We start from the raw sequence: 13247 nt of genomic DNA, 5'->3' as shown, positions 1-13247 counted from the left end.
CCCGGCTCAGCCGCAAAACCGAGGTGTATAGGACGCTTCTAAATCATATCGAAAAGCGCCGCTCGACCTTACTCTCGTTTCAATCCCAGGCGCTCCACGGTCTCGCCCTCAAAGTCGAACTCGATGAGAATGGCGGGTTCATTGCCCACCACCCAGCCGTCGTGGCCGGGCGCGATGGCCACGGCCTGGGGCGCCACAAACCGCTCGAGGGTGCCGTCGGCATATTGAATGTCAATTTGCCCGCTGGCCAGAAAGCCGACATGCGCGTGCATGCACAGCTCGGTCCCGACCACGTTCTTGAGGTTTATCGACCAGCGAAAGCCCTGCGGGTACACTATGCGCTTGACCCGTGCATTGCCGGTCTTCACTACATCAACTTGCACGCCGCCTACTTCGCGGCGCGTGGCGCCCTTCAGCGGGCTCAGAAGCGTGTTCGTATTCATGCCTCAACTTACAAATTAAAAACTGGTTGCCTTGATTCTTACTGCTCGGGTTAGGTCACGGAAGCGGGGCCGTCCAGCTAGAGCTATCTGGGGCAACTGACGCAATACGCCGTAGCGCGACCGTGCCCGGCAGGCACTTTGCAGTTCGCATCCCCGCGCCGTTTGCAAATCGTTCGGGTGTCGTTCCGGGACGCGAACTACAAAGTTCCTACCGGGCACGGTCGCGCTACTACTCCTTGGCGTGGAAACAGCTGCAAAAGCTCCGACTGTCACCTCTATAGCCGAAGCCTCTCAGACTATTAACAGGACTATTTATTGGCCGTTTGGGCTAGCCACCACAGCAGTTTTGGCGGGCAGGGGAATCTCGCGCGAGGTTTCGAAAGTACCGGGCTCGGAAGCAGTTTCCTCCACGCGCCGCTGCACCACCCGAAGGCGGCGCCCGCTCACGTTGAGCACTGCCAAATCGGAGCTGGTGCCGGAGGCGGCGTGGTAGCTGCGGAAGCCCATGAGCATGTCCTTGGGAAAGCCGGCTTGCCTAGCCTTAGCGGCATCAACTACATCGGGCCGGCCAGCAAATTTGCCCAGGTCGATATCCATGGGCTTAGTGCCCTGCAGTACGAGGTGCACACTGGTTTTGGGGTGGCTGGGGTCGTCGGGGTCGGGCGCAGGCTTGAAGCTAAAGGAAGCTTTCAGGGCTTCGGGCTGAGCCAGGGTGGGCGCGACGGGCGCAGGCGCGGTGGCTACTTTATCGGCCGGCGCAGCAGCAGAATCTACGTTGACGAGAGGCGGCACAGCCGATTCGGTAGTAGCAGTAGTGGCGGGCGCAGCGGCGGGCTGCTCGGTAGCGGGTGCGGTCTGGTTGCAGGCGGCCAGCAACAGCGCAGCTCCACCGAAAACTAAGTAGAAAGGTTTCATGTGGGTCAAATTGAGAATTATAAGCAGCAAGGTACACGGTGCGAAGACGCCAGCCGGAGCTTCTCGCCAAACGTCGTTTCTGGCTCGACCAGCCCGTGAATGTTCCCGGAAAGCGGGTTAGAGGCGAGCGGCAAATACGGGTCTTCGTGTGTCTGCCCTTCAAACTTGTTCTCAGACCAAAAAAACGGGTCACTTCCTAACCGTCATGTCGAGCATTCTGCGCATCAAGCAGAGACCGAGACATCTCGTGTGCGGTAGTAATCCACCTGCCTGTCATGCTGAGCTCGCGAAGCACCTTATCCCAGCAGAACTAATTGTTGAAACGTGAGAAGTTGCTTCGCAAGCTCAGCGTGACAGACGCGAGGCAGGCGAAACGGGCGCAATGTCTCGGTCTCTGCTTGATGCGCAGAATGCTCGTCATGACGGTCTTTTTATTTAGAAATTTCATGAATTGGCCTTCATCTACGGGCATCAGGCAGTGGCGCGTTTGGCAGCCCGGCGGGTAGCCAGCAGCCCTAGCACCGGCCCGGGCACCAGCAGTAGAAACAGATAACGCGCCTCCACGTAAGGCTGCAAGCCGGCAAAAGCTTGCAGACTGACGATGGTGAGCGCAAACCCCAGACACGTAACGAGCGTGAGCGCTGTGCCCGTGGCCGCTGCCGGCGCACGCTGCGCCACCAGCGCCGAAAACTGCGGCGAATCGGCTACCACGGCCATGCCCCACACCAGCACGCCCACACCGAAGGCCGGCCGCGGCAGCGCCAGCAGCAGCGGGCTGAGCAGGCAGCACGCCCCCGATACGGCCAGCGCCGCCCGCGCCGTGCCCAGGCTGCCCCAGCGCCGGGCCAGGTAGCCGCCCGCCACGCAGGCCGGCGCCCCCGCCGCAATCAGCCCAAAAGCCCAGCCCGGGCCCACTGGCCCGGGCTCCGGGTGCAGCCGGGCGTGCGTGGCCAGCAGCAGCGGCACAAACGCCCAGAACGTGTAGAGCTCCCACATGTGCCCGAAGTACCCCAGCGCCGCCTGCCGAAACGGCCGCTCGCGGAATACGTCCCAGGCCGCGGCCAGCTGCAAGCGGGCACCCGGCCGCCGAAACGGCCCGTTTGGCACCAACAGCCACAGCAGTAGTCCGCCCGAAAGTGCCAGGCCCGAGGTAGCCAGTACCACGGCCTGCCAGGCGAAGTCGGCAGCCAGCAGCCGCAGCAGGTGGGGCAGCGCCGTGCCCAGCACCAGCGCACCCACCAGGTAGCCCAGGGCCCGGCCCAGGCCGTTCTCGTAATAATCGGCCGCTATTTTCATGCCCACCGGATAGATGCCCGCCAGGCACAGCCCCGTGGCAAAGCGCAGCCCCAACACCAAGGCAGGCGTGGGCCCCGGCAGCAGCAGGGCTGCATTGGTGAGGCTGCCGGCCACGGCGCACAGCAGAAACAACCGCGCCGGCGGCACACGGTCGGCCAGCCGGAGCAGGCCAAATGCCAGCGTACCCACAATAAACCCCAGCTGCACCGCCGAAACCACTGCGCCCAGCGAGGTACCCACCAGCCCGGCATCGCGCAGCAAATCGGGCAGCACGGCATTGCCCGCAAACCACAGCGAGGTGCAGGCGAACTGCGCAAAAACGATGGTAGGCAGCACCCAACGGGGCCGCAAGTTGGTGGAGGACGACAAGTAGCAGAGCGAGTAAACAGCGGCAAAAAACCGGTATAAACCTACGCCAAAGGCCCCAAAGAGCTACGGGGCAAGTGTGGTCATTAAGATTAGAAAATGCTGCTATATCAGTCAGCTTCTGTTATTGCCCGTATGCAGTTGGATGGCCTCGGCACTCCGTCATTGGGGATATCGACGCTTATTCCAACAATGGACAATCCACCTGAACGAGAAGTTAGGACCTCTCACTCAGGGGCATCAAGCAAAGTATGTTAAAACTCCTACGACTCCTGAGTCTGCCGTTGCTGCTACTTTCCACAGCCTGTGTGAAGCGCATCTACTACGGGCCGGAAGCAGGAAACTGGCGGAGTTCGGCGGCGCCAGACTCCACAAAACTGGCCTACACTGTGTACCTGCTCGGCGATGCTGGCGCTCCCAAAACCGACCCGCCCGAACCGGCCCTCCGCCTGCTGAAATCGCAGCTCGATGCCGACCCCAACAGCACGCTGGTGGTGCTCGGCGATAACCTCTACCACAGAGGGCTTTCGGCTGAGGGTGAGCCCGGCCGCGCCGAAGACGAGCGCCGCCTCGATGGGCAGCTGTACGTGGCCCAGCAGTACAAGGGCCGCGTGTTCTTTGTGCCCGGCAACCACGACTGGGACTACTCCGGGCCGCAGGGCCTGGTGAAAATTAAGCGACAGGAGCAGTACATCGAGCAGAAGCTGAACCGCGGCAACACCTTCGTGCCCGACAACGGCTGCCCCGGCCCCTTCGTGGAGCAGGTCAACGACAACGTGGTGTTTATTGGCCTCGACACCGAGTGGTGGCTGCACAGGCACGAGAAGCCCTACGGCCCCAACAGCACCTGCAGCGCTACCACGGAGGAAGAATTCCTGAGCCAGCTCGACCAGGCCTTGGCCCGGCACCGGGGCAAGCACATCGTGGTTTCGGCCCACCACCCGCTGATGACCAACAGCAACCACGGCGGCTACTACTCGGTGATGGACCACCTGTTTCCGCTGCGGCTGATTCGCGACGGCCTCTACGTGCCGCTGCCGGTGATTGGGTCGCTGTACCCCTACTACCGGCAGTTGGGCGGCGTCGACCAGGACCTACCGCACTACCGCTACAAGCTGCTCTCGGAGCGGCTGCAGGCCATTTTCCGGCGCTATGACAACGTGGTGTACACCGCGGGCCACGACCACAACCTGCAGCTGCACCAAACCGAGGCCCTCACGCACATTGTGAGTGGTTCGGGCTGCAAAACCAACCACATTGCCGAAGGCAACAACGCCACCTTCGTGCACCGCGAAAAGGGCTTTGTCCGCATTCGCTACTACCAGAACGGCGAGTCCTGGGCAGAATTCTGGACCCCCAACGGCGACGGCGCCACCGGCACCCTGCACTACCGCGGCCTGCTACACAATCGCAACGCCAAAACCCCGCCGCCCGCCTGCGACACCCCCACCCCACCCGACGCACAGCCCACGGCCCTGGCCGACGCCCGCCGCAAGCCCTACCCCCTGGCCGGCACCTTGCTCAAAAGCAGCTACCGCCAGGCTTGGCTCACGCCTGTTACCTTGCCCGCCCTCAACCTGACCACCGCCGAAGGGGGACTTACGCCCTTTGGCATCAGCACCGAAGAAGATAAGTTCTTGCTGCGCCTGCGCAGCGGAGCCGGCAACGAGTACAGCTTCCGGCCGTATCGGCGCAATGCACTGGGCACCGCGCCCGAGCGCTACGGCCGCGCCCTCAAGCTCTCATCGCCCGCCAAGTCGGAGCAAACCTGGCTGCCCTCGCAGCACCCCTACGCGCCGCTGGTGGTGGCCGACCTGGAGCGGGCAGCGGGCCTGCTCAGCACGGCTCCCCAGCTGCTGCGGCTGCCCGATGCCGAATGCCTTGAGCCCTACCGGCAGCAGTTTGGCGGACAGGCCGGCTTTCTGGAACCCGACGCCCGCGAGTACCAACAGGAAAAGCTACCCGGCAGCCCCGGCGTGGTGCAGGAAATAAACTACACCAGCCTGATTCAGCAGCTCGAGCGCAGCCCCGCGCACCGCATCGATGCGCGGGCCTTTGCTACCATGCGCCTTCTCGACATGCTGGTGGGCGACTGGGACCGCCACGAGCAGCAATACGAGTGGATAATAACGAAGCAGGGCCCGCAAACCACCTACCGCCCGCTGGCCAAAGACCGCGACAACGCCTTTTTCCTTTTCGATGGCCTGGTGCCGCGGCTGGTGTCCAGCAGCTGGGGCATTCGCGAGCTGCAGCACTTCGGCCCCGAAATCCGCGACATCAAAAGCCTCAACTACGCTGCCCGGCAGCTCGACCGCCGTCTGCTGGGCCGCCTGCAGCCCGCCGACTGGAAAGCCCTGGCCGACACGCTCCAGCAGCGCCTGACCGACCCCGTGCTGCAAGCCGCCCTGCGCCGCATGCCACCCGAAGTCTACGCCCTGCACGGCCCCGAAATCCTGGCCAAGCTTCAGGCCCGGCGGGCCCAGCTTTCGCAAACGGCCGAGGCCTACGGTAAGCTCCTGGCCCGCTACACCGACGTGTACGGCAGCAACCTGGCCGAGCGGTTTGAAGTGGAGCGCTGGGCCGATGGCAGCACCGTAGTCGCGGTGCACCTGGTGGATGCTCCGGCCGGGCAGGCGCCTTACTACTCCCGCACTTTCCGGCCCGACGAAACCGACGAAATCCGCCTCTATGGCCTGCAGGGGCGCGATGTGTACAACATCCGCGGCACCGCGGGCAGCCGGATAAAAGTGCGCGTGATTGCCTACCAGGAAAAGGGTAACTACCAATATGCCTACGGCGACACTTCCCGCACCCGCAGCTACACCCTCAATAATACCATTCGGGACAAGCGCATCCTCGACAATACCACCGACACCAACACCGACTTTGCGGCCGGTGACCTCATCAATAGCCCGGCGTCCGACCGGTTCGACTACACGGCGCTGCGCCCCGCCGTCGCCGGCTTGTTCAATTCGGCCGATGGCTGGGTGGTGAGCGCCGGGGTGCGGTACATTCCCTACAAGTTTCGGAGCAGCCCCTACGGCGCTTCGCACCGCCTGCTGTACCAGCAGTTCTTCGGCAACAACGTGGGCCGCGTTTCCTATGAAGGCGAGATTAAGAACGTGGCTTTTGACCTGGACTTTATTGGGCAGGCCTGGGCCTTCGCGCCGGTCTACAAAATGCCCTTCCGCGGCTACGGGAATTTGCCAGCGGCCGAGACGGCCCCGCCCGCTACCCAGGCGGCCTTTGGCAACGCCTACGTTTCGGCGGCCCTGCAAAAGCCGTTTGCCTCGTTTTTTGCCGTGGGCGGCGGCCTGCTCTACGAGCACTTCAACCTGCGCGAGACCCGCAACCCCGAGCTGCGCTCGCGCCTGCCCGAAGGCCAGGGCGCCGGCTTTGGGCCCCGCAACTACCTCGGCGCGCTGCTTTACTTCCGCAGCAGCGTGAAAGACAACGAGCACAACCCCTCGCGCGGCCTCGTGATGAATGCGCAGGGCAGCTGGCGCCAGGGCCTCAACAGCGAAACCGGCCGCTACGGGCGCTACCAGTACGAGGTGCGCTACTACATGAGCCCCGCCCTGCCGCTGCAAGTCACGTTTGCGGGCCGGCTGGGCGGCGGCCTCAACACCGGCCGCTACGCCTTCTACCAGGCCAACATGGTAGGCGGCGGCCTGCTGCCCGATTTCAGCCAGACCGTACGTGGCTACGCCCAAACCCGCCTGCTCGGCGACCGCAGCCTCTACACCAACCTCGAAATGCGGGTGTCGCTGCTCACGTCGCGGCTCTACATTTTCCCCAGCCAGCTCGGGCTCCTCGGCCTCTACGATGCCGGCAACGTCTGGACGCGGCAGCAGCCCGGCCGCGGCCCCTGGCTCAGCGCCTACGGGGGCGGCGCCTGGCTGGCTCTGGCCAACCGGCTGGTGCTCTCGGCCACGGTGGCCAGCTCGTCGGAGGGCCGCTACTACAACCTCCAACACGGCTTTTTCTTTTAAGGCCTGGGGCCCCGGCCTTCCACTGCACCGGTCCGCTACCATCGCTCTCCCGTACACCTGAATTCGTTTCTTACTCGCTCTTAGTATGATAATTGCCAAATTTGTTCGCCCGCTGATTCGCCCATTTGTTGAGTTTTTTCGCCTGTCCGCGGCGGGCGGCATTGTCCTGATGATAAGCGCCGCGCTGGCCCTCATCCTGGCCAACATCGACTGGGGACCAGCCCGCTATTTCCCGGCCATCTGGAGCGAGCACCTGCGCCTCACCTTCTTCGGCGTAGACCTGGACGAGAGCCTGCTGCACTGGATTAACGATGGCCTAATGGCTGTCTTCTTCCTCATAGTGGGCCTGGAAATCAAGCGGGAAGTCACCAACGGCGAGCTGTCGTCGATGCGGCAGGCGGCCCTGCCCCTGGCCGGGGCCATCGGCGGCATGGTGGTGCCCGCGCTGCTGTATGTACTCCTGAACCGGGGCACGCCCACAGCAGGTGGCTGGGGCATCCCCATGGCCACCGACATTGCCTTTGCCCTAGCTGTGCTGCAGCTACTGGGCCCGCGCATTCCGCTGGCCGTGAAGCTATTTCTGACTGCGCTGGCCATCGTCGACGATTTGGGCGCGGTCATGGTCATTGCTCTCTTCTATACCCGCGAGCTGCACCTCAACTACCTCTACCTGGGCCTGGGCACCTGGGGCGTGCTGCTGCTCTTCAACTGGCTGGGGGCCCGCAGCTTGTGGGTGTACCTGCCGCTGGGCATTCTGCTGTGGTACTTCACGCTAGAATCGGGCGTGCACGCCACGCTGGCGGGCGTGCTGCTGGCAGTCACCATTCCGGGCAACATTCGCTACAAACGCCCCGAGCTGCTGGCCATGATTGACGAGCGGCTGACGTTGCTAAAGGATGAGTTTAACAGCGCCGAGGGCGACCCGGCTACCGTGGCCGAAGAGCTGGAATACTTGTCGGAGGCCATCAGTTCGCCGGCCCAGAAGCTGGAGCAGCGCCTGCATGGCGTGGTGGCGTTCGGCATCATCCCCCTCTTCGCCTTTGCCAACACCAGCCTCGCCCTCGACGCCTCTGTGTTCGGCGAGCTGGGCTCGCCGCTGGCGCTGGGCATCATTCTGGGCCTGGTGGTAGGCAAGCCCCTGGGCGTGGGGGCCATGGCCTGGGGCGCGGTGCGGCTGGGCTGGGCTTCTTTGCCCAAGGGCGTGCTGTGGCGCCACATTTGGGGCGCGGGCATGCTCTCAGGCATTGGCTTCACCATGTCGTTGTTTATCACGCTGCTGGCCCTGGGCGAGAATTCTCCTGGCGAGGCTGTAGCTAAGCTGGCCATTCTGGTGGCGTCGCTGGTAGCGGGCACAGCGGGGTACCTGCTTATGCGCAGCACTCCCAAGCCCATTGAGGCCGAAGAAGAGGACGCTAAGGCCGAAGTAGCCACCATTGTGCAGAGTCCCGGAGCTTAGCCCGGGCGGTTGAGCCAATGGCGAAACGCCAGGGTGCCCACGGCGTACGCCACCACATCGAAGGGGTCGCCTACGGCCGTAGCGGAGAAATACGGCAGAATGGCTTCGAAGAAAACCGAAACATAGGCCCAGGCGGCCAGCAGCCATAGGTCGGGTAGCACAAAGGCCCGCGACTTCGCCACCAAGCGCCGCTGCGCCGCCAGGGCCAGGCTGAGCATGACCGGCATAGCCGCCAGGTCACCCAGGTAGCTGGTGAGCAGCTCCGGCATGGGCCGATGCAGCACGTAGCGGTTGAGCTGGTAGGCCGCGTACAAAAGCACGCAAACGATGAACAACGGGTGTCGAAATTCGGGCCAGGATTTACGCATACTTCTTATCCCGCTACGACGGCCACTACCCAAACAATGAAGGACAGAATGGCGGCAAACGCGAGCTGTCCGCCCCGCACAATCGTCTTAAAAAAGCGCTTTACCGGGCCATCTTCCGGGTTGATTTCCATCAGCACCACGGAAGGCATCTTCTGGTTGGCGAGCTCTTCTCGCGCCGCGGCGCTTTTCAGCGCCTGCGGGTCGAGTAGCTCACCGCAGTGCTCGCAGCGGTCATTGGGACTCTGCTGCCAAATGGACCATTGCTGGCAATTCGGGCACTTCTTCGAAGCAAGTGGAGGTGATTCTGACATACCATTAGGTACGTGCAATCGGGCCAGGTGTTCAAAATTTCACCACTTTACAAGGCCCTTGGCAGACGCAAAAATTCATAATTATTCCTTATAGTCAATGCCTTAAACCAGTAGCGCTTCTGCTAATGGCACAGCTTTGTACTAGCAGCTTTCCCGCTATTTGCCTATAAAAAAAGCTCCGCTACCGGGTAGCAGAGCTTTTCAGAAATAAGTGGGTTTTCAGCCTCACCAACGGCCAAAACGGCGGCCCCGCGGACCATAGTAAGGCCGAGGAGGATAGTAAGCCCGGGGCGCACAATACGGGGCGGGCACTACCACTACGGGCGGCGGCACGGCATACACCACCCTGGGCCGGGGCGGGAAGTACCGGGGACCATAATACGGCCGGGGCGGCGGGCCATAGTAGCCGCCATGCACTACCACCACTTGCGCCCGGGCCACGCTCCCACCTCCCAACGAGGCCAGAAGCAGCCCGGCCAGCACCATCAGAAACGAGCGAGTTTTCATCGGAACAAGCTGATTAAGTGAAACCAAGGTTTGTACTTAATCTGACAGCGCGAGGTTGCTCGGGTTTAATGGACGGTGCTTTCTCCTTCAGCCAGCTAAGCCCATCCATGCACAAGCGCTAAAGGCGAATGCGATACGTGACATCGGCCGCACCGCCAAGCAAGCCGTACCCCGAGCGCACGTTGGAGGCCAACGGAGCGGGCTCGGCGAAGGGGTTGCCGTCGCTGTCGAAATAGCGGCGGCGCGACAGGTAGAAGTTGTAAGCTTCGGCCGTGATGCTGGCGATGTGCACTTCGATAAAGGCGGGCGCGGAGCAACTGCCCCGGAAGCAGGTTCGACCCAGCAGGCGCACGTCACTCGTCAGGGTAATGCGCTGCCCGCTTACATCGGTGTCGGCAAAGGGGTAAATGCTGTATTGCTCCTGCTGCCGTGGGCTCGAAAGCTGAAACCGTCCAATGGATGCGCCAATATCGCTGTCGAAGTCTTCGTACACTCCTGACCCATTATCTCCAGGCCGCCCTTGCTGGTCGAGTACTTGGGCGAAGGCCAGGTAGTAGTTGGCTACGGCGGGGTCGTCGCGCAGCACCACGGTCAGGCGGCCGCGGTTGTCGTTGGCGTTCCCGCCTAGGGCGTTGGTGCGGGGCACATAGGTAGCACTTTCCACCACCGCTGGCGCGGGCATGGTGAGGGTGCTCTCAACGGTTTCCAGCCCGGGCAGAGCGGCGCGCAAAGTATAGGTTTGGCCAGACTGGGGCTGGAAACCAAGCACGGGGCGGTAGTAACCCTGATAGCCGCCAGAGCTGTTTGCCCCGCTCAGGGGCCGGTAGCGCTCCACCACGCTGCCGCTGGCGTTGCGTAGTTCCACGGTGGCATCCCTGCGTCCGGTTAGCTCCCGGGTGTCAAACACGCGTTGGCTGTTGCTGATGTAAAGCTGGCGGCCGGTATACAACTCCTGAAAAGAAGAGTCCTGGGGGGCCGTGGTCAGGGTATACAGCAGCGACACGCGCGGCGTGTGGGGCGGCTCGGGCAGGTCTACGGTGGTTTCGCAGCCGGCTAGGGCGGCGGCAGCCAGCAGCAGCGTTAAGGAGATATATTTCATGCAAAGGGCTGGAATACCTGGAATGACTTTCGCCCGGAATTAAAACCGGAACGTCTTGCTGAAAGAAGGCAGAATGGGAAACAGCGACACCTGCCGGTAGCTCAGGTCTTCGCTGCCCTCCTTCCGGCCCAAGTAAATGAAATAAGGATTGCGGCGGTTGTAGGCGTTGTACACGCTGAAGCTGTTTACCACTTCGCCCCAACGCTTTTTCTTGGTTTTGCTCAGGTCCAGGTCGAGGCGATGGTAGGGGGCCATGCGGTAGCTGTTGCGCGAACCGTAGTCTTCGTACGTATCGAATGGCCCCAGCTGGTAGCGGCCCTGCGAGAGCGTGGTGGCGTTGCCGCTGCCGTACACAGCCGTGCCCGAGAGCGTGAGCGTGGGGCTGAACTCGTGAATAATTACCAGCTTGAGGTCGTGGCGCCGGTCGTACTTGTAGGGAAAGGTCTGACCCTGGTTCAGTTCCGCGAAGCGGCGGGTGCTCCAAGCCAGCGTGTAGCCCAGCCAGCCGGTGGTGCGGCCCGATTTCTTCTGCACAAACACCTCGCCGCCGTAGGCCAAGCCATTGCCGCTCGTGATTTTGCTTTCGTAGTTGTCGTCGGATGTTCCTATAAAGTCGGCCCCCTCGCGGAATTCAATCAGGTTCTGCATGGGCTTGTAGTAGGTCTCGAAGCTCAGCTCATAGTCCTCGTTCTTGAAGCGCAGGTTGCGGGCCACGCCGGCACTCACTTGCTGGGCGCGCTGGGGCTTAATTCTGGCCGTGGCGGGCACCCATAGGTCGGTGGGCAGGCCAATGCCGCTGTTGGTGAGCAGGTGAATAAACTGCGAGGTGCGGGCGTAAGAAGCTTTCAGCGACCAGTCTTCGGTGAGCAAATAGCGGGCGGCCAGGCGCGGCTCCAGCGAAGGGTACAGTTTTTTATCGACCAGGAAGTTGTTGAAGCGCGCCCCAATGTTCACCTTCAGGCGGTCAGTCAGCTTCACGTCATCTTCCGCGTAAATGCTGGCTTCGTCGGCGTAGATGCGGCGGCCCAGCACCTGGTTTTGGGAAGGGTCGACGCTGCCACTGGTTTGCAGGGCGCCAGGCCGGAACAGGTGGCGGATGTACTGCCCCCCAAAACGTATGTAGTGGTTGGGATTGGGTAGGTAGTCGAAGTCCGACTTCACACTCAAATCCTGGATGTTGGACAGGTAAGTGAGGGCAAACTTGTCGGTTTGCAGCTGGCCATTGTTCAGAAACCGGTCTTCGCTTTCAATACCCACACTGAACTGGTAGCGGGTGTAAGTGAGGTGCGTGTTCATGAACAGCCGGTCGTTTATCACGCGGTTCCAGCGTAGGGCGGCGGTGCGGTTGCCCCAGCCCAGGGCGCTGGTTTGCTTGTTGTACTGGCCGTTGTCGCGCTTGTTTTCGTCGTCGGCGTAGAACTCGTCGTAGCCGCTGTAGCCGCTGAGGTAGAGGCGGTCGCGGGCGCTCACCTTCCAGTTCAGCTTGCCGTTAAGGTCGTAGAAGTAGTAGCCGGCGGACAATCCATTGGCTTGAGCCAGGATGAAGGGCCGGGCCAGAATGTCGATGTAGGTGCGGCGGGCCGAGAAGATGAACGAAGCCGTGTCCTTCTTAATGGGGCCTTCCAAGGTGAGGCGCGAGGCAATGATGCCAATGGCGCCCTCGCCGTGAAACTTCTGCATGTTACCCTCCTTCATCGTGATGTCGACCACCGATGAAAGCCGCCCGCCGTACCGGGCCGGGAAGCCGCCCTTTATCAGCTCCACGTTCTTGATGGCGTCGGCGTTGAACACCGAGAAGAAGCCGAACAGGTGCGAGGCGTTGTACACCGGCGTGCCGTCGAGCAGCAGCAGGTTTTGGTCGGGCGAGCCGCCGCGCACGTACAGGCCGCTTTGCCCCTCGCCGCCGGCTTGAACGCCGGGCAGCAACTGCAGCACCTTCAGCACATCGGTTTCGCCAAACAGCGCGGGCAGCAGCTTTATCTGGGCCACCGGCACGTTGATGGTACCCATGCGGGTGCTTTCGGCCAGCTTCTCCTCGCGGGTGCCCACCACTTCCACCCCCGCCAGCTCGGCCGAGGAGGCCTTCAGGCGGAAGTCGTGCGTGAAGCTGCGCTCGGCCAGCCGCGCCAGCCGCTGCCGCTCGTAGCCCAGCGACGACACCAGCAGGCGCACCGAGTCGGTGCTTACGGGCAGCGTGAGAGAATAAAACCCAAAAGGATTGGTGGTAGTACCCTGCCCACTGGCCGGGTGAACCACGGCCACGCCGGGCAGGCTCTCGCCGGTGGCACCATCGCGCACGTAGCCACTGATGGTGAAGCGGCCGGGCTGCTGCGCCTGGGCAGCAGCAGGTTGTGCCAGCCACAGGCCGCCGAGCAGGGCAATTCGTATAGGTATTTTCATGCAGAAAGGAAAGGTAGAAGACCCGCTCAGGCAGGGCAGGCACAGGCCGCGCCCCAACGGTAGAAGGGCATTTTCATGGTAGAGGTAATTCCCA

At 62.5% G+C, this 13247-nt stretch carries 10 protein-coding genes; 2 read left to right on the top strand and 8 right to left on the bottom strand.

The annotated features are described in order from the left end of the window. Positions 1-68: 68 nt before the first annotated feature. The 3 genes from BMZ66_RS15625 to BMZ66_RS15615 form a co-directional block, all read right to left on the bottom strand. Positions 69-443, bottom strand: coding sequence for a cupin domain-containing protein (locus tag BMZ66_RS15625; protein WP_092675591.1), 375 nt, complete (start codon positions 441-443; stop codon positions 69-71). Positions 444-755: 312 nt separating this feature from the next. Then, the gene (locus tag BMZ66_RS15620; RefSeq protein ID WP_092675587.1) at positions 756-1358 is read right to left on the bottom strand and encodes a hypothetical protein; all 603 of its coding nucleotides are present in this window, start codon (positions 1356-1358) and stop codon (positions 756-758) included. A 471-nt stretch (positions 1359-1829) separates the two neighbouring features. Beyond that, positions 1830-3023: an MFS transporter gene (locus BMZ66_RS15615; RefSeq protein ID WP_234795117.1), complete on the bottom strand. Its 1194-nt coding sequence runs from the start codon at positions 3021-3023 to the stop codon at positions 1830-1832. Positions 3024-3328: 305 nt separating this feature from the next. Between BMZ66_RS15615 and BMZ66_RS26270 the strand changes: the two genes are divergently transcribed. Together BMZ66_RS26270 and nhaA are read left to right on the top strand one after the other, a co-directional pair. Beyond that, the gene (locus tag BMZ66_RS26270; RefSeq protein WP_177204757.1) at positions 3329-7012 is read left to right on the top strand and encodes a metallophosphoesterase; all 3684 of its coding nucleotides are present in this window, start codon (positions 3329-3331) and stop codon (positions 7010-7012) included. A gap of 85 nt (positions 7013-7097) precedes the next feature. Further along, on the top strand, positions 7098-8468 hold the full coding sequence (nhaA, locus tag BMZ66_RS15605) for a Na+/H+ antiporter NhaA (RefSeq protein WP_092675581.1): 1371 nt from the start codon (positions 7098-7100) through the stop codon (positions 8466-8468). On the opposite strand, the gene BMZ66_RS15600 is transcribed toward nhaA, so the two are convergent. The 5 genes from BMZ66_RS15600 to BMZ66_RS15580 form a co-directional block, all read right to left on the bottom strand. Then, complete coding sequence (locus BMZ66_RS15600; RefSeq protein WP_143080239.1) at positions 8465-8803, bottom strand: hypothetical protein; 339 nt, start codon at positions 8801-8803, stop codon at positions 8465-8467. The two genes, nhaA and BMZ66_RS15600, sit on opposite strands and share 4 nt — an antisense overlap. Positions 8804-8841: 38 nt before the next feature. Beyond that, positions 8842-9147 carry a hypothetical protein gene (locus tag BMZ66_RS15595; protein WP_092675575.1) on the bottom strand — a complete coding sequence of 102 codons (306 nt, stop codon included), beginning with the start codon at positions 9145-9147 and terminating at the stop codon, positions 8842-8844. Between the two features lie 225 nt (positions 9148-9372). Beyond that, positions 9373-9654, bottom strand: a complete 282-nt coding sequence (locus BMZ66_RS15590) for a hypothetical protein (protein WP_092675572.1) — start codon at positions 9652-9654, stop codon at positions 9373-9375. Between the two features lie 118 nt (positions 9655-9772). Then, positions 9773-10753: a DUF4249 domain-containing protein gene (locus tag BMZ66_RS15585; RefSeq protein WP_092675569.1), complete on the bottom strand. Its 981-nt coding sequence runs from the start codon at positions 10751-10753 to the stop codon at positions 9773-9775. Positions 10754-10792: 39 nt separating this feature from the next. Then, positions 10793-13153 carry a TonB-dependent receptor gene (locus BMZ66_RS15580; RefSeq protein WP_092675566.1) on the bottom strand — a complete coding sequence of 787 codons (2361 nt, stop codon included), beginning with the start codon at positions 13151-13153 and terminating at the stop codon, positions 10793-10795. Positions 13154-13247 lie beyond the last annotated feature (94 nt).

Origin of the sequence: Hymenobacter arizonensis, from assembly GCF_900115775.1 — a bacterium.
Taxonomy (GTDB): Bacteria; Bacteroidota; Bacteroidia; order Cytophagales; family Hymenobacteraceae; genus Hymenobacter; species Hymenobacter arizonensis.
This window is presented reverse-complemented; position numbering and strand designations above follow the sequence as displayed.